The 19,801-nt window shown below is 70.2% G+C and carries 16 protein-coding genes; 7 read left to right on the plus strand and 9 right to left on the minus strand.

Features of this window, described 5'->3' with window-relative positions; all coding sequences use genetic code 11:
* Positions 1–44 precede the first annotated feature (44 nt).
* Complete coding sequence (locus IT293_11950) at positions 45–1,217, plus strand: hypothetical protein (protein ID MCC6765364.1); 1,173 nt, start codon at positions 45–47, stop codon at positions 1,215–1,217.
* Here the strand turns inward: IT293_11950 and IT293_11955 are convergent.
* Positions 1,214–1,918, minus strand: a complete 705-nt coding sequence (locus IT293_11955) for a PaaI family thioesterase (GenBank protein ID MCC6765365.1) — start codon at positions 1,916–1,918, stop codon at positions 1,214–1,216. The two genes, IT293_11950 and IT293_11955, sit on opposite strands and share 4 nt — an antisense overlap.
* An 11-nt stretch (positions 1,919–1,929) precedes the next feature.
* Entirely contained in the window at positions 1,930–2,769 is an 840-nt protein-coding gene (locus IT293_11960) for a hypothetical protein (GenBank protein ID MCC6765366.1), read from the minus strand.
* Between the two features lie 72 nt (positions 2,770–2,841).
* Between IT293_11960 and IT293_11965 the strand changes: the two genes are divergently transcribed.
* Together IT293_11965 and IT293_11970 are read left to right on the plus strand one after the other, a co-directional pair.
* Positions 2,842–3,069, plus strand: coding sequence for a hypothetical protein (locus IT293_11965; GenBank protein ID MCC6765367.1), 228 nt, complete (start codon positions 2,842–2,844; stop codon positions 3,067–3,069).
* A 458-nt stretch (positions 3,070–3,527) separates the two neighbouring features.
* The gene (locus tag IT293_11970) at positions 3,528–4,163 is read left to right on the plus strand and encodes an isoprenylcysteine carboxylmethyltransferase family protein (GenBank protein ID MCC6765368.1); all 636 of its coding nucleotides are present in this window, start codon (positions 3,528–3,530) and stop codon (positions 4,161–4,163) included.
* 42 nt (positions 4,164–4,205) lie between these two features.
* Here the strand turns inward: IT293_11970 and IT293_11975 are convergent, their stop codons facing one another.
* Positions 4,206–5,471, minus strand: coding sequence for a DSD1 family PLP-dependent enzyme (locus tag IT293_11975; protein ID MCC6765369.1), 1,266 nt, complete (start codon positions 5,469–5,471; stop codon positions 4,206–4,208).
* Positions 5,472–5,594: 123 nt separating this feature from the next.
* Between IT293_11975 and IT293_11980 the strand changes: the two genes are divergently transcribed.
* From IT293_11980 to IT293_11995, 4 genes are all read left to right on the plus strand, one after another.
* Positions 5,595–7,223: an amidohydrolase family protein gene (locus IT293_11980; GenBank protein ID MCC6765370.1), complete on the plus strand. Its 1,629-nt coding sequence runs from the start codon at positions 5,595–5,597 to the stop codon at positions 7,221–7,223.
* 165 nt (positions 7,224–7,388) lie between these two features.
* Positions 7,389–11,228 (plus strand): DEAD/DEAH box helicase, encoded by a 3,840-nt coding sequence (locus IT293_11985; GenBank protein MCC6765371.1) that lies wholly within the window; start codon positions 7,389–7,391, stop codon positions 11,226–11,228.
* A gap of 124 nt (positions 11,229–11,352) precedes the next feature.
* Positions 11,353–11,574, plus strand: a complete 222-nt coding sequence (locus IT293_11990; GenBank protein MCC6765372.1) for a hypothetical protein — start codon at positions 11,353–11,355, stop codon at positions 11,572–11,574.
* Entirely contained in the window at positions 11,571–12,017 is a 447-nt protein-coding gene (locus IT293_11995; protein MCC6765373.1) for a type II toxin-antitoxin system VapC family toxin, read from the plus strand. The genes IT293_11990 and IT293_11995 overlap by 4 nt, the downstream gene beginning before the upstream one ends.
* A 7-nt stretch (positions 12,018–12,024) precedes the next feature.
* Here IT293_11995 and IT293_12000 read toward each other — a convergent pair whose 3' ends face one another.
* The 6 genes from IT293_12000 to csx17 all read right to left on the minus strand — a co-directional run.
* A complete protein-coding gene (locus IT293_12000) occupies positions 12,025–13,254 on the minus strand; it encodes a hypothetical protein (protein ID MCC6765374.1) in 1,230 nt (409 codons plus the stop codon).
* Positions 13,251–14,849 (minus strand): hypothetical protein, encoded by a 1,599-nt coding sequence (locus IT293_12005; GenBank protein MCC6765375.1) that lies wholly within the window; start codon positions 14,847–14,849, stop codon positions 13,251–13,253. The genes IT293_12000 and IT293_12005 overlap by 4 nt, the downstream gene beginning before the upstream one ends.
* Before the next feature lie 206 nt (positions 14,850–15,055).
* Positions 15,056–15,262, minus strand: coding sequence for a hypothetical protein (locus IT293_12010; GenBank protein ID MCC6765376.1), 207 nt, complete (start codon positions 15,260–15,262; stop codon positions 15,056–15,058).
* Positions 15,263–15,560: 298 nt separating this feature from the next.
* Positions 15,561–17,357, minus strand: coding sequence for a type I-U CRISPR-associated protein Cas5/Cas6 (cas5u6u, locus tag IT293_12015; GenBank protein MCC6765377.1), 1,797 nt, complete (start codon positions 17,355–17,357; stop codon positions 15,561–15,563).
* Positions 17,354–18,475, minus strand: a complete 1,122-nt coding sequence (locus IT293_12020) for a CRISPR-associated protein (GenBank protein ID MCC6765378.1) — start codon at positions 18,473–18,475, stop codon at positions 17,354–17,356. Before IT293_12020 ends, cas5u6u begins: the two co-directional genes overlap by 4 nt.
* Positions 18,468–19,801 (minus strand): type I-U CRISPR-associated protein Csx17 (csx17, locus tag IT293_12025; GenBank protein ID MCC6765379.1); only part of this gene is annotated, 1,334 nt, incomplete at its 5' end. The genes csx17 and IT293_12020, both read right to left, overlap by 8 nt.

Below are 19,801 nucleotides of genomic sequence, written 5' to 3' on the forward strand. Positions count from 1 at the left end.
CATTCGGATTGACGCCCCCGGGACCGCACGTTAACACCCTGCCGATGGACGACTTCCGCCTCGACGAGGACGCCGTCCGCCTGGTGCTCGAACGGGCGGGCGCCCTGGCCCTCGGACGCGACGCGGTCGACGCCGCCCTGTCCCGCGCCGCCGCGGGCGCGCGGCTCGACATCGAGGACATCGCCGTCCTCTGGTGCGCGCGCGCGGTCGACACCGACGTCCTTGCCGACCTCGCTCGCCGGGCGCGGGGCGCGCGCGTGAAGCAGCTCGAAACCTTCTCGCCGCTCTACATGACCAACACGTGCGACGCGGCCTGCCGCATGTGCGGTATGCGCCGCGACAACGACGCGCTCCGGCGCGAGACCGCCGAGCTCGACGTCGTCGAAGCGCAGCTCGGGACACTGCTCGAGCGCGGCATGCAGGCGGTCGCGCTCCTCACCGGCGAATACGGCGCGGAACGGCGCTCGTGGGCAATGCGCTACGTGAACGCGGCGGTGCGCGCAGCCGAACGCCTCGGCTTCAACCACGTGCTCGTGAACATCGGCTCGGTCGACGACGACGAGTTCCCCGTGCTCCTCGACGGCATCGAGCGCTGCGCCGACGGCACGCTCGCCCCGAAGCTCACGATGTGCACGTTCCAGGAGACGTACGACCGCCGGACGTACCACAAGTTCATGGGACGCGATCCGGAGAATCCGCGCAGCGACTACGACCGCCGGCTCACCAACTTCGACCGCGCCCGCCGCGCCGGGTTCCGCCTCGCCAATCCCGGCGTGCTGCTCGGGCTCTCTCCCGACGTCGCGTTCGAGATGATCGCCGCGACGCTGCACGTCCGGCACCTCCTCGACGCCGGCATGGAGGTGTACCTCTCGACGCCGCGCCTGCGGCGTGTCGCGGGCCGCGCAGCCGACCGGAGCACCACCGAGCGCGGCATCGACGACGACGATTTCGTCCGCCTCGTGGCGCTGCTGTCCCTGGCGCTGCCGGACTCGAAGCTCGTCCTCACCACGCGTGAGCCACACGGCGTCCAACGGCGCGTCGCGGCGCTCGTGGGCGTGCTCTCCGCGGGCTCGTCGGCGGTGACGCCGTACACCGAGGACGGCGCGCGCTTCCCGCTCGAGGCGAGCCAGTTCGAGGTGATCGATCAGCGCCCGTTCGAGGCCATCCTGCGGGAGCACCTCGACGCGGGCATCGCGATCGAGAACTTCCGCGGCTAAGGAAGCTCTGCGCGGTTCTTTTTCGCCTCGGCGAGCATCTGCATCTTCACGAGGTCGACCGAGATGAAGAGGCCCTCGGCTTCGGCGGTGAGGACGTCGCCGTTGTAGAGGCGGCCCTCGGCGAAGATCTTGCGGCCCTCGACCCGCTGGACGGTCGCCTCGAACCTGAGGTCGGTGTCGAGCGGCGTCGGCTTACGGTAGCGGATCGTGAGGGTGCCGGTCATGCCCGGCTGGCCCGTCGTCGACTGCACGAAGCCGAGGACCTCGTCGAAAGCCGCGGCGACGAATCCGCCGTGCACGTGGCCGGGCGGTCCCTCATACGCGGCGCCGAAGCGCACGTGTCCGTGGACGACCTTGCCCTCGACCTCGAGGACGATCGGGGGCGCCAGCGGGTTCGAGAGGCCGATCAGCGGGCTGTAGTCGAAGAACGCGGCGACGTCGCCGGCATTGGCGCTCTCGCCGAAGCCGAGCGGCAGGTTCCGGCGCGGATGGGTCGCGAGCCGCGCCGCGTAGCGTTCGAGCCCATCGGCCGCCGCGCGCAGCTCCTCTTCGGGCGCGTCGCTCGTGGTGAGCCGGTCGATCACCTCGCGCATCGCCCTGGCGAGCCTGCGGCGTTCGGCCCACGCGCCGGTCACCTCAGAACCCGCCGCCGTCCAGAAAGAAAAGATGCGTTCGCGCGTGCGCCGTTCCTCGTCAACCATGACGGGATGAACTAGTCCCGATGTGACGGAAATTCCACGGTGGAAGTCGCTGGCGCTCGCACGAACGTCGCCGGCGGCGCCCTCACTCGGGCGTCGGAGTCGAGGCCAGGGTCGGCGTCTCGGTCGGGGTCTCCGTCGAGCTGCCCGTCGGGGTCGGGGTGGGACTCGAGGTGGGCGTGAGTGTCGTCGTCGCCGTAGGGCTCACCGTCGGCGTCGCGGTCACCGTCGGCGTCGCGGTCGGCGTCGCGGTCGGCGTCGCGGTCGGCGTCGGCGGGGGGCTCGGCGTGAACGTCGCCGTCACTGTCGCGGTGGGACTCGCCGTCGGGGTCGCGGTCGGGCTCGGCGCCGGGGTGAGAGTGGCGGTCGGTGTCGCCGTGGGCGTCGGAATGAGCGTCGCGGTGCGCGTCGCGCTCGGCGTGGCGGTCGCGGTCGGCGTCGATGTCCCGGTGGCGGTCGGCGTCGGCGTCGCGGACGGGGTCGGCGTCGGCGTCGCAGACGCGGTCGGCGTCGCCGTGGCGCTCGGCGTGTCGGCCGGCGCAGCGGTGGCCGTCGGCGTCGCGCTGTCGGTCGCCGTCGGCGTGGCCTCGGTGGTCGTGGGTGTTGGAGTCGGGCTCATCGTCGCGGTCGGCGTCGGCGTCGGATCGCCTGGTTGCGGCGTCGCCGTCCGGGTCGGCGTCGGCGTCCGCGTCCGTGTCGGCGTTCTCGTCCGCGTCGGTGTGAGGGTCGGCGTCGGCCGCGGACAGAAGTCGCTCCCGAGAGTGACCCCGGCCGTCGCGAGGAGGTCCTCGGTGCGCGGCATCGCGATCCCGACCGCCTCCTCGATCCGGCACCGCGCGTTCCGCCGCGCGCATTCCGCGAAGCCCGCGAGGTCGATGACCGGCCCCAGGAAGAGCCGCGTGCAGTCGGCGTCGAGGAGGGCCAGGTTGGCGCCGTCCGCCGAGCGGAGCGTCGCGAACGGCACGGCAGGCTCGCCGCACTTCTTCTCGATGGCGGCGCGGAGCTTCGCGTCGAACGCGGCCCGCTTCGCGACCTCCTTCCCGCACTTCGTCCGCGCCTTCTCCTGGCAGCCAAAGTCGAAGGGCTTCACCTGGACGCACGTGAAGACGGCGTCGACGCAGGCCTTGAAGCTCTTGAACGTCGCCGCACCGTAGCTCGCGACGGCGGTGGTCGCGGCCTTGTGGCAGGCGTTCACCGCCTTCGCGGCGGCGGGATCGAGCGCGCCATGCGCGGCCCCGCCGGGGAGGCCGAGCACGGCTCCGAGCAACGACGCGACGAAACGACTCCTGCGGAACGCGAACAGCATCGGCGGCGAGACGGACGCGTCGTCAACCTATGAACCGGCCGCCGCGTGGTCAACGTCCTCCTTCACCATCTCGCGGAGTTGGCGTCACGCATCCCTGCAACCCCTGGCGTGGGTGCGCTGCCCGTTGCCATGCGTCGGCCGCGCCCGACGCCGTCGAACTCTCGGAGTTCATGAAGGAATTCCCGGTAGCGTGACCCCGATGCCGAAGCTCGGAAGGGCTCGCCGGGCGTCGCCCGGAGTGTGCTTGTGGCCTGGTCGATTGCTCGATACGTCACGCGACATGGAGGCCCCCCGCTGAGCGCCTGGGTGCGCGGCATCCTGGCGGCCGCTCTCGTCGGCATCGCCGGCCACTGGAACGGCCCCACCGTGCTCACGCTCGCTCTCGCCTCGGGTCTGTCGTTCTTCGACCTCGGCCGCCGCGGTCGGGTGGAACGCACCGACGCCACGGCGGCAGGGAAGGTTCCCGAGAGCGCGTTCCGGCCCGAGCCCTGGGGCATGGCGATGCAGCTCGCCTTCCTCGCGATCCTGACCGTCGGCGCGTGGGACAACCGGGGACCCGACGACACCTGGCGACACCCCGGCTTCGTCGGCGTCGCGGGCTTCGCCGTCCTCCTCCTCGGCGTATGGCTGCGGCGGAGCGCGGCACGGGCGCTCGGCCGCCAGTTCACGGTCGGGCTCTCGGTGCTCGCCGATCACGAGCTCGTCGTGAGCGGTCCCTACCGGTGGCTCCGCCATCCGAACTACGCGGGTCTCCTCCTCGTCGCGCTCGGGACCGCGATGATGATCGAGAGCCCGACGGCCGCCGGCGTGAGCCTCGTGCTCTGGCTGCCGCTCGCGCTCCTCCGTATCCGCCTCGAGGAGCGCACGTTGCTCCGCCATCTCGGCGACGCGTACGGCGAGTACCGTCGCGGCCGCTGGTGCCTCGTGCCGGGCGTCTACTGAAGAGCCCGAGACGTCGCTTCTCCGCCGCGTCGCGCGGCCGCGCTACTGCGCGAACACCGGCCAGTGATCGACGATGGCGCCGCCGCGCACCACGAGGATGCCGCCGAACTGCAGCATGACGGCCTCGCTCTGCGCCGGCCGCAGGAAGACGTAGTCGTCGACGCCGAGCTCGACGCGCGCCGACCCGTTCAGCATCTCCTGGTTCGAGCTCCGCCCGAAGATCGGGTTCGTGTGGAGCCCGGCCGGGGCGACCGGGCGCGCCATCCAGTACCCGCCGTAGATGAAGAAGGTGCGGGCGAGGTTCGGGTTCCATCGATCGAGCAGACGCGAGAGCCAGTCGAGCCCCGGCAGGCGCGCCGCCGCGCCCGCCTTCAGAACCGGCGTCGCGATGAAGAGGGCCGGCACGTGCGGTGCGAGCGTGTCGATGTCGAAATCGGTCGGCTTCACGAGCGCCGAGCCGACCGACAGGTCGTTCAAGAGCGTGTCGTCCTCGTAGAGCCGGTAGGTCGGGCTGCCGGCGCCGTTCAGCGTCATGCGATCGGTCCAGAGCTGCGGGTAGCGCGCCTTCGTGAAGTCGACGTAACCACGGTAGGCGTCACGCACCTCGGCGAGCAGGGACGCCCGCGAGCGCGCCCATACGGGCACCTTCGCGACGTGCGGGTCGTAGCCCATGAACCCCGCGAGCTCGAGGCGGTCGGGGTGCGCGGCGATCACCGACAACATGCGGTCGAGGGTCGCCGTGTCCTGGACGCCGCCGCGGTGCAGGCCGACGTCGATCTCGATGCTGATCAGCATCTTCTGCCGCAGCGAGTCGGCGAGCGCGCGGTACTCCTCGAGCCGCTCCGGCGTGTCGATCAGCCATTGCAGCTGGCGGCTCGGGTCGAAGCCGCCGCGCAGGTCGGCGTAGAACCGCTCCGCCGATCGTACTGGCATCGGCTTCCCGAGCAGGATCTGGCTGTCGCCGAGCTGCGCGGCGACCTGGCTCAGGAAGGGCTGGTGGAACGACATCACGCGCCGCGTCCCCGCGCGCTCGAAAACGTGGCGCAGGAGCGGGATCGACGGCAGCGATTTGTCGACGACCCGGAAGGACTTGGGGGGACGGATCGACGCGCGGAGCACGTCGATGTTCCGGTCGAGGCGGTCGAGGTCGAGGAGCAGCACCGGACGCGCCGGCCCCTCGCGCTTCAGCAGGTCGTTCAGCGCGCGGAAGTACGGATCGTAACCGCCGCCGTCGGCGCGCGGACGGAGCGCAAGCGCAGCCGCCGCGGCGACCACGATGCCGACGAGGAGGATCACGCCGATCTTCATGCCGCGGCGTCGATTAGCGTCAAACCTCCGGCGGGTCGAGGACCCTGACGTGCGCCCGGCGCGGCGTCCCTCGAACGCGCCGACGATCCGGGCTAGAGACCGCTGGCTCGCGAAGGAGGCCCCATGGACTGCGATCTCAAGCTCAGCGGCGGCGCCGTCATCGACGGCAGCGGCGCCCCGGCGCGGCGCGCCGACGTGGCGATCCACCGCGACCGCATCACCGCGGTCGGCGACCTCGCCGATCTCGCCGCCGCCCGCACCATCGACTGCACCGGCAAGACCGTCACCCCCGGCTTCATCGACATCCACTCGCACTCCGACTGGCTCGTACCCGGGGCCGACCACGGCACGCTCGTCGAGCCGTTCGTACGCCAGGGCATGACGACGCTCGTCGGCGGCAACTGCGGCTTCAGCCCGGCGCCCATCACCGAGCACAACCGCGGCGCCGCGCTCGACGCGAGCCGCCTCATCGCCGACGAGGCGATCGCCTTGCGCTGGCAGTCGATGGGCGAGTTCCTCGACGGCCTCGAGCGGGGCGGCGTCTCGCTGAACTGCGCCGAGCTCGTCGGCCATGGCACCGTGCGCGCCGCCGTGACCGGCGCGCTCAATCCCGCGCCGCCGACCCGCGACGAGCTCCGGGCGATGGAACGCTTCGTCCGCGACGCGCTCGACGTCGGGTGCGTCGGCGTGTCGACCGGCCTCGGCTATCCGCCCGGCATCTTCGCGCACGAGGACGAGCTCGTCCATTTCGCCGCCTGGGCCGCCCGCGAGGACAAGCTCTTCACCTCGCACCTCAAGGCCTACAGCTGGATGAGCGGCGCCCTCGCGACCGACCCGACGACCGAGCCGCACAACCTCGCCGCGCTCGACGAGATCCTCCGCATCGGCGAGCGGAGCGGCGCGCGCGTCCAGGTGAGCCACCTCATCTTCGTCGGCCGGCAGACCTGGCCGAGCTACCCCAAAGCGCTGGCGCGCATCGACGAGGCGCGCGCCCGCGGCCTCGACGTCGCCTTCGACGCGTTTCCGTACACGGCCGGCAACACGACCGCGAGCGTCATCTTCCCCGCGCACGTCGTGCCGCGCCTCGAGCAGGTTCTCGCCGACCCCGACGAGCTCGCGAGCCTGCGAAGCTTCGCCATGTTCGCGTTCGAAGCACTCGGCTTCGGACTCCCCGACATCCAGATCATGCGCGCCAACGCGCCCGCGCTGAACCAGTACGACGGTCTCCGCGTGACCGAGGCGGCGGCGCGCGCCGGCATGGAGCCCTTCGACTTCTACTGCCGCCTCGTCCTCGAGAGCAGCCGCCAGGCCCGCGTCCTCATCCACACCTACAGCGGCGACCGCGGCGAGGAGGAAGCGCTTCGCGCCGTGCTCGCCCACCCGCTGTGCCTGATCGAGACCGACACCTTCGTCACGCGCGAGGGACACCAGAACCCTGCGAGCTACGGCACCTTCCCGCGCGCACTCAGCACCTACGTGAAGGAGGGACTCTTTTCGCTCGAGGAGGCGGTGCGGAAGATGACGGGCGCCGCCGCCGAGCGCCTCGGCTGGAAGGACCGCGGCTGGGTTCGCCCCGCATACGCGGCCGATCTCGTCGTCCTCGACGCGGCGACCCTCCGGGACACGGCGACGTTCGAGGAACCGGCGCGTTTCCCGCTCGGCATCGAGCGGGTCTTCATCAACGGGCGCGCCGTGATCGAGGACGGGCGGTACGACGCGGCCGCGCGCGCGGGACGGGTCGTGCGCGGCTGAGGAGCGAGCGGCGCGCGATCCGCGACACCGGCCGGACTGTCCAACCTCGCGCGCGGCGGCGCACACGGAATGCCGTCCTGTTCACGTTCTGCTCCTTGCGCGCCGGGAGAAGGTTGGGCACGGTCGGCGCAGCATGACGGCGTGGCGCGGGAACGTGGGGGAGGCGTGAGCGACACCTGGCTCCCGAGTCTTCGCGACGAGCTCACGCACTTTTCGCGGAGCAGTCGCGTCCGCGGCCAGCAGTACGCGACGGCGGCGCGGGTCCTCGCGTTGCAGGTCGAGGAATCGACCATTCGCGCGCAGGTCCGCGGGACGGACGTCTACGAAGTGCGCTGGGACTGGTCCGACGGAGTCTGGGAGGCGACATGCTCCTGTCCCGTCGGTTGGGAATGCAAGCACTGCTACGCCGTCGCCACCGTCGTGCTGCAAGCCCACGCGCGGAGCGCCGTCGCGAGGGCCGCATCTTCTCTTGCGGACTTCCGCGTCGCCGGGCTTCCCGCGACGTCCGTGCCCCGCGAGCCGTTCGCCGTCCCGTCCACTGCCGCGCGCCGTCGCGCGGCGGACCCGGGTTCGCGTGCGGTCGACATCCTGCGGTCGGCGATCGAAACCTGGGACCGCCATCAAGCGCTCATCACCCTCCTGCGGAGCGCGCCGCGCCGCGACCTCGCGTACCTGCCCGTCATGCACGACGCGCTCGGGGAGCCGGAGCCGGAGCTGCGTTGCTGGCGCGTCGCGACGCTCGTCACCGAGCTCGCGGACGGCTGGCTGCCGCCGGCGCTCGAGGAGTACCGGTCGCGTCCGGACCTCGCCGACGCCCTTGCCGAACGCGAGCGGGAGGCACGGATCGGACGCCTGCTGCGATGGGCGGACGGCCGCCGTTCGACCGGCGAGCGACGGCTGCGGGTGCTCCTCGGGCTCACGCGCGACGCGTTCGGCGTCACGCGCGTGACGGCCGAGGCTCGGCTCACGACGGCGCGGCTCGCGGACGTCCCGCGTTCGTTCCAGCAGCTGCAGCAGCTGCGCAGCGACGTGCTACGGGGGAGCGCCTCGCTTCCGCCGGTGGCACTCACCCTGCTCGAGCTCCTCGTCACGCAGCAAGGCACCGGCGTGTACTCTCCCGGCACCGCGCTCCCGCTGACCGGCACCGCCCTCCACTCGCTCGCGTTGCACGCGTCCGGAGGCGAAGCTCCACTCGTCACCTGGGGCGAAACGCTGCCGCTCGAGCTCGCGGCGAGAGCCGGTGTCACGCCCGGCATGCCGCTCCGTCTCGCAGCGGATCCGGCCCGGATCGTGCTGACGTGCCGGGCACAGGACGACGACGCATGGCTCCGCCTCTCCGTGACGTGGCCCGATGGGCGCTCGCGCGACCTCGCGGACGCGCTCCGTCTCGCTGGGCGGCCGGCCTACGGCGCGCACGAGCCCGTGCTGGTCCTCACCGACGGTATGCTGTCGCTCGTCGCCGAAGATGCGCCCGCCGACGTCCTCGATCAATTCGAGCGCGGCGGCGGCGTCCTCCTCCCCCGTCACGGCCGCGCCGCCGTCCTGACGCGACTCGCGGCGCGCTTCCCCGATCTGTCCGCCGCGCTCGCGCCTCGTACGCGACGCCACGTCGTCGTCCCCACGGTGACGCTCGACCTTCGCGACGACGACTGGCTCCAGGTCAGGCTGTTCGCGCATGGGGGCACGGAACCCTGCCGTCCGGACGACCCCGAAGAGGCGCGCGTACGCTTCGAGTACGTACCGGAGCACGGATGGATGACGGCGGCCGCCTCCTCGGGTCCGACCGGCACCGAACCGATGCTCGCGGACGGCTCCGACACGGCGTCGACCCCGCGCATCGAAACCGACGCGGCGGTCACTCCCGATGCGGACGTTCCGCAGGCATCCACCGTCCCGACGAGCAGCCCCGCCGCGAGCGCTCCGGCAGCGTCAGCCGCGTTCGACGACACCGAAGCCCTCATCGACCCGTGGCTCGAGCTCCCCGATCCGGCCACGGTCGCACCGGCCCTCGAGTGGCTGGCCCGCCTGCCCGTGACGACGGGCACGCGCCGCGGTCCGGGCGGGCACGAGCCCCTCCACGCGGATCGGGCAACGGGCTGGTGGATGCAGGTGAGCAAGCGCGCGGTAGTGATCCTCGCCGACGCCTGGGAGCAGCACCCGACGAGCGTGCAGTACTTCGGTACGGAGCGGGTACGCCGCCTCCTCCTTCGGAGCGGACGCGTCGTCCCGCGCCTCAGGATCGCAACGAGCGGCATCGACTGGCTCGCGGTCTCCGCCGAGTGGCAGGCAGAGGGCCTCGCGCTCGACGACGCCGACCTCGCCGCGCTCCGCGCGGCGACGACGCCCTTCGTCCGATTGCGAAGCGGCTGGGTGCGCAGAGACGAAGCCGCCGGACACGACGAGGCGGCCGTGGTCCTCGCCGATCTCGGCCTCGAGCCCGCGAGCGAACCGCAGCGCCTCTCCCTCTGGCAGCTCGCGGGGGCACGGCCCGAGACGCTCGCGGCGCTCGAGCACATGGGCGCCGACGCCGCGACCCTGGAAACGATCGCGGAGCTGCGCCGGCGCATCGCGGCCTTCACCGGCCTCCCGAAGGTACGACTGTCACGCCGCGTGAAGGCGAGCCTTCGGCCCTACCAGCAACGGGGGCTCGAGTTTCTGGCGTACACGTCGTCGCTCGGACTCGGCGCCGTGCTCGCCGACGACATGGGGCTCGGCAAGACCGTGCAGGCCCTCGCGTGGCTCGAGCATCTCCGGGCGGCGGCGCCCGATGCCGGCCCGAGTCTCGTCGTCTGCCCGGCGTCCGTGCTGCACAACTGGGCGCGCGAGGCGGCGCGTTTCGTGCCGGGCCTCCGCGTCCTCGTGCTCGGGAGCGGCGCGAGCCGCCACGCGCTCCGCCGCGAGCTGCCGGACTGTGATCTCGCGCTCACGACCTATGCCCTCTTGCGGCGCGATCTCGAGGCCTGGCGCGCCGTCGCGCTCCGCGCGCTCGTCCTCGACGAAGCTCAGACCATCAAGAATCCCGACGCGATCGCGAGCCGGGCGGCCTGCGCTCTCGAGGCACGGCATCGCCTCGCTCTCACCGGCACGCCGCTCGAGAACCGCGCGCTCGACCTCTGGAGCATCGTGCAGTTCGCGAATCCCGGGTATCTCGGCACCCGGGCGGAGTTCAGCCGCCGCTACGACCGTCTCGACGCACCCGCCCACGCCCGCGCTCTCCTGGCCGCCAAGCTCCGCCCCGTTCTGCTGCGCCGGATGAAGCGGGACGTCGCCGACGATCTCCCCGAGCGCATCGAAGAGCGCCGCGACTGCGAGATGACTCGCGGCCAGCGCCAGCTCTATCTCGCCGAGCTCGCGCGCAGCCGGCGCCTGGTCGAACGGCTGAGCGACGCGCCCGACGGGCTCCGCCGGAACAAGATCGCCATCCTCGCGGCACTGACACGCCTCCGCCAGGTGTGCTGCCATCCGGCGCTCGCTGGGGGCAAGAGCACGCTCGGTTCGGGGAAGTTCGAGGCGCTCGCGGAGCTGCTCGAGCCCCTGCTGGAGGAAGGCCACAAAGTTCTCCTCTTCTCGCAGTTCGTCCAATGCCTGAAGCTCCTCCGAACCGACCTCCAACGCCGGGACGTCCCGACGCATCTCCTCATCGGTCAGACGACCAAGCGCGAGCACGTCGTCCAGGCGTTCACCGACGATCCGCGCGCCTGCGTGTTCCTCATCTCGCTGAAGGCCGGCGGCCTCGGTCTCAACCTCACGAGCGCGAGCCACGTCGTGCTCTTCGATCCCTGGTGGAATCCCGCGGTCGAAGCGCAGGCGATCGACCGCACGCACCGCATCGGTCAGGACCGCACCGTGATCGCCTTCCGCCTCCTCACCGCCGGCACGATCGAGGAGAAGATCTTCGAGCTCCAGCAGCGCAAGGCCGCGCTCGCGCGCGACGTGCTCGGCGAGGACGGCTTCGCGCGCAGCCTAAGCCGCGAGGACCTCGGATATCTACTCACGGAAACGTGAGTCCGGTGCGGCTTCCGATCTTCGAAGCGGTGCCATCGACCGCCCAGCCGGGGCCGATCCGCGCAGAGGTTTCCCAGGACGCGCCCAGATTGTCGTATGCCTATTACAGTGGTAGGGGCATACCATGGCCACCAAGCGGAAGAGCCACAACCTGAACGAGGCGTTGCTGCGGCGTGCTCAACGCAGCCTGGGAACGTCCACCGAGACGGACACGATCCATCGAGCATTGGAGTCGGTCGTGCTGGGCGAAGAACTCCTGGCGGATCTCGTGGCGGCTCGTGGTTCCGGAGTATTCCGCAGCGCCGTCGTGCGCGAGATGCGACGCGAACGACGTGCGACCCGGTGAAGTATCTCTTCGACACGAACGTCTACGTCGCGCTGCTCACTGAACGGAGGCTCCTCGAACGGCTCACCCCGCTGCTGCGCCGACTCCTTCCCGCGACCTATCTGAGCAGCGTCGTGCACTTCGAGTTGCTGCGGGGTGCCCACGGCGAGACGGGTCGGGCGCGCGTCTCCCGGGCGACACGAACCTTGGAACGCACCGGACGGGTGATCGCACCGACGCGGGAAGACTGGGCGCTTTCGGGTACCGTTCAGAGCCGGATCTGGGATGAGTATCCGTCGCAGCGGGCGAAGGACCTCCAGAACGATCTTCTGATCGTGTCGGGGGCCCGGCGGATCGGCGCCCTCGTGGTGACGGAGAACGGTCGCGACTTCGCGTTGATCCGCCACTACGTGCCGCATGCCGCTCGCTCCCTCGACGAGCTGGCTCGCGACCTGGCGGGGTGACCCAGAGTCAACGGAGAAGCCCGAGCTCGCGACCGAGGATCTCGGTGACGAAGCTCGGGCGTTCGTTCGCGAGCGCTCGGATCCGCTCTTTGGTTTCCGGTGCGCGACCCAACGTTTCGGCGGCTTGCAGCGCGGACGAGTAGGCCAGCCAGACGTCGGCGCCGGTGATCTCGTAGCCGAAGCCTTTCGCCAGCCATTGGAGGGCGGCGTAGCCGGCTTCTACCGCGAAGGACGGCTGCGTGACGGCGTGCTCGCGGGCCGCGCGCGCGAGGGTCTTCGGATCGCAGGGGGACGTGCGCACGAGCTCGAGGGCAACGTCGTACAGGCCGAGGTCCTTGGCCGTCGCGAACCACTTCCCCTCTTCCCCGGGAGTCGCCGCCACGAGATCGGCGAGGACTTCCTCGGGGCGCTTGTGCGGATACTTCCCGGCGACCGTGCGGAAGGCGGCGAGATACGTTCCGCCGCGCTTCATCCGGAGGCCGTAGCGGGCGTACGCCTCCTCGACGAGGCCCGAGGAGAGCAGCATCTCCTCGCAGAGCGCATCGACGTCGGCGTCGCTCGTCCACGGGCCGCGTGAAGACTCCGCGAGCCGGATCGCTTCGGCCTTCTTTCCCAAGGCGGCGAGCGCCTTCACCGCCCAGCGCTTGTAGTGCCAGAACGTCTCGGCCGCGAGGACGTCCACGATCTCGTCGTAGCGCTCGGCGCGGTAGAGGGCGGTCAGGCATGCGCTCGTCCCGTGGAAGTGGCCACGCAGGTTCTTGTCGGCGCTGAGCGCCATCCGGGTGACGCCGAGCAGCCGGTCGGCCCATGCCGAGGCGACCTCTTTCGAGCCGCAGAGCTCGCCCCAGTGCTCGGCGAGCTGCTCGATGTACGGCACCTCGTCTGCGGCGTGGGCGTCGAAGAGCCGTTCGAGCCACGCGTCGCGCGTCGTCGCATCGGCCGGCGCCGCGGCAACGATCGGCACCAGCTCGGCGATGGCGCGGTTCACAGCCGTACCGATCGCGCCCGAGGAGCTGTCCACGTGCTCGAGCGCCGGCGATAGACGTTCGAGAAAGCGGATCGCGCCCTCGGCTGCCAGCACCGGATCGCGGCGCGCCACCGTCTTGATCTCGCGCACCGCCTCCTTGATGCGCTGGATCGCGGGCTCCGACTTCCAGCCGAACGCGTGCCGGCGGAAGCGCGGCGCGAACGCCCAGGTGTGGGAACCCGCGGCTCGCGCGCTGCGCTTCGGGCTCATCGGACGCTCACGCCGCGGTCGAGCTCGGCGCGGAGCGCCGGGAAGCGTCGGTATTCCGCGCGGATCGTCGCGGCCCAGCGGGCAGACTCCTGCGATCGATCGGCCGCCACACATGCCGCAACGAGGGACGCCGCGTGGCCATAATGGCGGCGGCGCTTCTCCTCGGTGACGCCGGCGATCCGCTTTTCGGCCGCCTGCCGCATGGCGGCGAGCACGACCTTCCGGAGCTTGGCTGCGGCGACGGGCTCGACGCCGGCGTGCCGGAAAACGGCCGCGAGGTCCGGGGTCGCGAGGTGCGGTTCGTCGCGCTCCACGTCGAAGATCGCCCTCTCCTCGACCTCCAGCGCGCCATCGGGAAGCGTGAGGTCCGGCGACGACGTCCCGTTCGTGCCCAGCAGCTTCTGGAACAACGGAAAGAGGACGCGCCCGGGATGCTCGTCGCCCGACCACCCGAGCCCCGGCGCCGCCACGAGCAGCTTCGCCGCCGCCTCGAGATCGCCCTGGAGCACGTGCAAGACGGCGCGTTGGCGATGCGCCCACTGCGGACAAGCGCCGAGAGCCGCGACCGCGCGCTCTCGCAGCGTCGCTGCGTCGCGTGCCGCCCCTAGCCAGCGCCGCAGCCGCGCGAAGCTCGGCGCCTCGCGCCACGCGCGCTCGAGCCACGGCGACAGGTCCTCCGCGGCGAGCTGCTGCGCGGCGAGGGCAGCCCCGTCGAGAAATTCACCGCGCGCGCCCGCTTTGGCGGAGACGACCTCGGCGGCTTCCGTGAACGCCGAGAGCGCGCGCTGCCAGTCTCCGGCCTCGACCACGCTCCGGCACCACGCGCGGAGATCCTCCGCGCGCTTCGTCTCACGCGCGATCCTTCCGAGCCCATCGGACCCTTCCATGCGCTCGACGACCTCACGGAGCCACCGATCCGCCTCAGCGTCCCAGCCCCCGCGGCGTTCACCCGCCGCCTCCTGCGCCACGATGGCGCACCACTGGCCGAGGAACGCGTCGAGATCGGGCAAGGGCGCGAGCGCGGCATCCTCCATCGCCCGAATCGGCTCGAAGAAGTTCCCGATGCCGCGCACCTCGTCGATCGCCGCACGCACCGCCTCGCCGCGCCGGGCCGGGTCCGAGGTGATGTACACGGCCACGACGTACTGGACAGCGCACTCGCTCGCATCGACGGCGAGCACCTCGTCGATCAGCTCGTGCTGCCCGAGGTCGATCTCGGCGGCGGCGATCGGCGGAAGGAGCGCGCCGAACATCCAGCGCGCCGCCGCGTAGTCCGTGCGCAGAAAGGCCGCGGTCCCGCGGCGCAAGCGCTCGTCGACGTCCGAGGGATCGGCGTACCCGGCACACTTCGCCGCGGCAGCGAACGCGGCCACCTCGGCGACGGCCGCCGCGCTTGGCGCCGCAGGAACCCACCCGGAACCGCCGCGGGCGGCGCGCGCGACGAGCGCCGTCGTCACCCGGCCGTACGCCCGGTCGTCGAGCTCGAGCAGCATCGTGCGGGCCACTTCACGCAGCTCCTCCGCCCCCATCGCCGCGAGCGCGGCGTCGACGTCCGGGTGCGGAAGCGCCGCAGCCGCTTTTCGTTTTCGCGTCATCGTATCGGGTAGCTGCGTGCTGTTACCTAGCGAGCACGGGCCAGACCCGCACGGCGCGCAAGCCTCGCGCCCCATACGAGCGCATGAAGCCGACTTCTGGCACCTGTAGGATGCGGCCGAAGGCACCTTCGAGGGCGATCGCGTAACGGTGAGCGACCGCTGGTCGGTCCGCAGCGATGTAGGCGAGCTGCTCTGCGACGTCTTCTTCAGCCGCGCGCCGCCGAACGAGTCGCCTTGCCATTCTGCCTCTCCTTCCGCTTCTCCTCGGCGACTTTGTCGATCAGCGCATGCATGCGCTTGAAAAATGTGTTCGTTGGCACGCGACTCCGTGGGCTCTTCAGCCCCTCGAGGAGCCGCTTCTCGAGTTCGCGCTCGGCCCGCTCGTCCAGGTCCTTCCGGATGAGGTGCCGCATGAACTCTGTTGGCGTCCCGAACCCCCCTCCTTCGATCGGACCTTCACGTAGGCGAGGAGCTCCTCTGGCATGGTGACGTTGAAGGACTTCATACCTCCACCTTTGCACGCTACAGCGAATTTCGCCATTTCTCGCCGTCACTCTTCCGCGTGAGCGCATGCGTCACGGAGAAAAGCGACGGCCTACCTCACCGTCTGGACCAGCAGACTCGCGCGAATCTCGTCATCGGCCGTGACGAGCGGCACGCCCTCCGCGACGGCGGTCGGGGCGGCGAGCGACTGGAGGGCGGCGAGGGTTGTCACGGCTGATCCGGTTCGTGGACGGGCCGGAAGAGCCCCAAACCAAAGCTGCTTGAATGCCCCAAGCGGATGGGACCTACGACGGGCGAGGCAAACCGCAGCCGGATCATCTGCCCTCGCCGATCGCCGATGAACGCGCGCTTGTTCGCCGCCCGTCGAGGAACATGCACCGACACCCACTCGGGAGGGCCCACGAGATCAACGTCGACGTCTCGATCAACCCCACGCAGCAGAAGCTCGCGACGGATCTGATCGCTGATCGCTTCCCCTTCACGCTCCTTGCCGCCGCGAAGGTGATGACGAGGCGGGACGTACGGGGTGACCGACTCCCAGATGATCGATGACTTCCCGTCGAATCCTGGCGGCGCCGGCACCTCTCGATCGAGTGGAACAAGGCGCACCTTCCATTCCTCGGAGCCCACACCCGCGGCGGCCCATGACACATCGCGTGCCGCAGCAAGCAGAATCGCCTCCTGCTCATCGGCATCGAACGCGCGCGATGCCCTCCAGACGAGGAGACGCGTCGGCTGGCGGCCCTCGCACCACGCGAGGAACTCCGTATGACAATGCCCATTCAGTGGCTCGTCGTTCGCATCCTTGCCGGCCATGTCGGCGACCGCCGCGCGGATGTTCTTGCCGACACGCGTCCAGGTCGCCGATGCGTCACCCGTCTTGAGCCGCAGAAGCTCGCGAAGGACGGCGCCTCGGAACCGCGACGTGAGTCGCACGATCGCGCGCGGGTCCGGCGCGACGTTCCACCCAATTGCGAACTGCATCAGGTGGCAGTCGGACTGATGCGCAGGTACCCGTCTGTGCTCACGGGACACTGGGCGCGGCGGCAGCACAGCGTAGAGCCGTTGTGCGCCGGGCGGAACGGTTCGCTTCACAGCTTCGGGATTGTCGGTCGTGCGCTCGATGTCGTCGCGCGTGGCGTTCGACAGCGGCGACAGCACGGGCGCGGCGCCTGCCGTGCGCTCGTGGACGAGCGTGCAGTTGGGGGTCGTCGGGATGTCCTCGGCCGACCCCACGACGCGAATACGTGTGAACGTCTCGGCGCGCCCGCAATAGGTCATGCGTTCGAGGCACCGCGCGAACAGCGCGCGGAGGTCGTCAGTCCAGTCGTCACCTTCGATGAACCACCACACGGGCGACTCGGGAGGGACGCACCAGTAGTTGTCCTGGACGAGGCTCGTGCCGTAGCTGCGCCGTCCTGCATCAGCAATGCGTCGCCAGTCCTCGGTCGGCCTGCCAAGGATCTTTTCGAGGCGCTCGATGCTCGCGCCGTCACGGGCTGCTTGCTTGAGCGCCTTGACCTCGATCGTCCATCGCCCGCTGTCGGCGATGTCCAGCGACAGCTTCTTGATCTTCAGCTCTTTGACCTGCTTCTCGATCTTCTTCTCGTCCTCGGTGACTTCCTTCTCGCCTTGCTGTCCCTTCTTGCCCTTCTTGGGAACCTTGGAAGTTCTCGCAAAGACACCCACGTCCCGCCAGTTCGGCGGGTCCATCGCGAACTCGGTCGGGTGGTACTGCCTGAGCGGGCTTCCCTTCCGTGCGCCGGGGGGCAGGTGGAACGCGTAGGTGCTCCTGCACAACGCGGCCTGCAGCCTTTCGAGTTGCGAAACGTCGACTTCAGGCGAAGCTTCGCGCGCCCACTGGTACCAGCGTGCGGTCACCGCGCGCACCAAGCGCCAAGGGCTCGGCGGCCACTCCCCGTGCGGATCGTCGTACGGGTTCACGCGCCACGGCGTGGCGTGGAAACGGCCGAGCGGGAACTCTTGTCGGAGGACGACTTTCATCCCCCGGTCTCTTCCCCGCCATCGTCGTTCTCGCCGCCGCTGGCCACCGCTTCCTGACCTTCTCGGTACAGCTCGTCACGCGGCCAGAACACGTCGGTGACGGGAAGCTTGTCGAGTCCTGCGGTCTTGATCGCGTTGGCGATGTCAACCTCGATCTCCACGTCCTGCTCGTAGCTCTTGAGGGCCGTGCGCCGGAGGTTGCAGCCGGATCGGAAGCGGAAGGGCGACGCGAGGAGCTGCTGGACCTTCCACAGGGCGAGCGCGACGAGGAACTCCTGCTGCTTCTCGGAGAGGCCGAGCGTCGTCTCGCCCTTCTTGCGTCCAAAGGACCGGATGAGGCTGACGTCGATGACGAACGTGGCGCGGATCGACTCAGCGGTCGCGTCATCGACCGCGAAGATGGGCTGACCAGAGGTCGTCTTGCCGAGCCGGTCGAACTTCACGCCAGAGCGATCGACGCGCCCAGCGCCGAAAGCCTCGAGGTGCGCCGTCAGGGCGCGGGGGATTTTGATCTGCCATTGGGGGAAGAGAACGCCGTGAACGAGCGAGTTCGGATCGATCTCGAAGATGCCCTTGAACACGTCCCACCACCTCTCCGGCGGCGGGTGCGCCTTGGAGCTTCCGGGCAAGACGATGCCGAACTTGGCGACGAGGTCGGCCTCGAACTTGCCGTTCCCCTTCGAGCCATCGGGCTTCAGCGCAGCGCCATCCAGAAAGTAGGACGAAGCGATGCGGTGACCCTCGGTGAGGCTCGTGACGATGGTCTCGCGCTTGTCGCTCGGGAGCCTGTCGTTTTCGAGAGCACCCGTAACGCAGCGGATGTAGGGCATCCCGCTGAGCGCATCGACGAGGTCGAGATCGTGGGCGCCGCGCTGGCAGACCGTCTCGAGGTGGTTGGCCATGCTCGCCGCACTGTCGACGATGCAGACGTTCTCGGTACTGCCGTCCTTGCGCGGGGCCTTGTAGATGACGTGGCCGATCTCGGGGAAGCCGGCGGGCTGGAACCGATCGCCAGCGATCGGCTCGAGCGTCGCGGTCAGGACGAGCGGCGACTCCCCCGTCAACACGTCGGTGGGAGTGAGCTTCTTCGGGGGACTCTTCTTCTCTGCGTCAGACATGTGCTTCTCCTCCTTGTGGCCGGCGTCGAGGACGAAGCCAGCGTTCGAACAAGACCGCCCGATCGCGGCCAGACAAGGTGAACAGAAGGGCCGCGACGAGCCGGTCAGGCGAGTCCGCAGCGAACGTCACATCGAACTTGGCGAGCCGCGCATGAGCCATCGAGTAGCGGCTGCTCGCGAGCCGGAGAGCGGCGTCGAAGTTGCCCGCGCGGGTCAACGTGACGAGAGAGCGCGCAGCTTCCGTCGTGCGTGCGCCCGTCTTCTCAGCGAGGAGGTCGTCGTCGGAGAGGTCGCGGATGACCAAGGGCCGCTGATCGACGAGCGGCTGCAGGAGCCCCAGGAGCGCCAGCTCACCATCGACCCTGGGCACGCTGGCGTCATCGCGGGGAACGATGGCGCGGACGTCCTGCGGGACGCTCCTCCAGTCGAAGAGCGCGAGCCGCGCGAGCCAAGCCGCGAAGAGTTCCTCGTCGAGATCTCCGTCGAGCCACTGGCGAACCTGCGACGTCGTCGCTGGAAGGGGCGCACGGCCTCGGGGGCGCCTGGTGTGGGTGGCGTCGAGCTTTGCCTCTTCAAGGAGCCGACGCGACAGAGCTGCCCCGAGAACACGCGCGAGCTCTCCCGGCCCCCAAACCCAACGCGCTGGAGCGATCTTGGAATGTTCGAACCATCTCGGCCGAGTTGCCCAGTCATACTCGCATTTGCCGTTCTGTTCACGAGTCCACTCCACACCAAAGCGGAAAGCCGCGAACGGCAACGTCTCGGGAAACGCAGACACGAGCGCCAAGGCGAGCCGTGCCTCGACCCCAGGCAGTTCATCGGCAAACAGTGTCGCCAGCCACTCGAGCGCCAGCGGCTCCCAGCGAACCTTGCCCTCGCGGAAGCCGCGGTTCCGGTCGATACGGTCCAGCGCGCTGACGGTCGCGTCGAGCAGCACGATGCCTGCTTCCGGGTTCGTCGGCTCGGCAGCGACGTCGAGCAGTGCAACCTCGATCGGGCCGCGAAGCCCCACGAAGCGCTTGCCATCCCGCGGAAAGCCCCGCTGCTCGACCAGCGCGGTGATGCGCTCGAGCGTCGACGAAGCCGCTGCGCCGACGTCCGTTCCCCTAGCGAGGGAGAATCGTGCCTCCAGTCGAGGTTCGAAGGTGTTCGAACTGGTCGTGCGGCCGAGCGTGAAGCGGCGAAACTCGCTGACCCCGCCGTCCACTCCTCTTCTTCGGATAGCCGTGGCGAAGGCGGCGGGCGTGAGGGCTCCACGTCCACGCAACTCAGCGCGCCCACGCGAGAACAGCGAGCTTGCCTCGGCGAGCGACATCGGTCGGCTCC

This window comes from Deltaproteobacteria bacterium, from assembly GCA_020848745.1.
Taxonomy (GTDB): Bacteria; Desulfobacterota; Binatia; order UTPRO1; family UTPRO1; genus UTPRO1.

Excerpts from the sequence above, each read along its gene's own strand:
- IT293_11975 (MCC6765369.1), bottom strand. The coding sequence starts at position 5,471 with ATGAAGATCGGCGTGATCCTCCTCGTCGGCATCGTGGTCGCCGCGGCG.
- IT293_11960 (MCC6765366.1), bottom strand. The coding sequence starts at position 2,769 with ATGCGCGCGGCGGAACGCGCGGTGCCGGATCGAGGAGGCGGTCGGGAT.
- IT293_11950 (MCC6765364.1), top strand. The coding sequence starts at position 45 with ATGGACGACTTCCGCCTCGACGAGGACGCCGTCCGCCTGGTGCTCGAA.
- IT293_12005 (MCC6765375.1), bottom strand. The coding sequence starts at position 14,849 with ATGACGCGAAAACGAAAAGCGGCTGCGGCGCTTCCGCACCCGGACGTC.
- IT293_12000 (MCC6765374.1), bottom strand. The coding sequence starts at position 13,254 with ATGAGCCCGAAGCGCAGCGCGCGAGCCGCGGGTTCCCACACCTGGGCG.
- IT293_12020 (MCC6765378.1), bottom strand. The coding sequence starts at position 18,475 with ATGTCTGACGCAGAGAAGAAGAGTCCCCCGAAGAAGCTCACTCCCACC.
- IT293_11955 (MCC6765365.1), bottom strand. The coding sequence starts at position 1,918 with ATGGTTGACGAGGAACGGCGCACGCGCGAACGCATCTTTTCTTTCTGG.
- IT293_11980 (MCC6765370.1), top strand. The coding sequence starts at position 5,595 with ATGGACTGCGATCTCAAGCTCAGCGGCGGCGCCGTCATCGACGGCAGC.
- IT293_11990 (MCC6765372.1), top strand. The coding sequence starts at position 11,353 with ATGGCCACCAAGCGGAAGAGCCACAACCTGAACGAGGCGTTGCTGCGG.
- cas5u6u (MCC6765377.1), bottom strand. The coding sequence starts at position 17,357 with ATGAAAGTCGTCCTCCGACAAGAGTTCCCGCTCGGCCGTTTCCACGCC.
- IT293_12010 (MCC6765376.1), bottom strand. The coding sequence starts at position 15,262 with ATGCGGCACCTCATCCGGAAGGACCTGGACGAGCGGGCCGAGCGCGAA.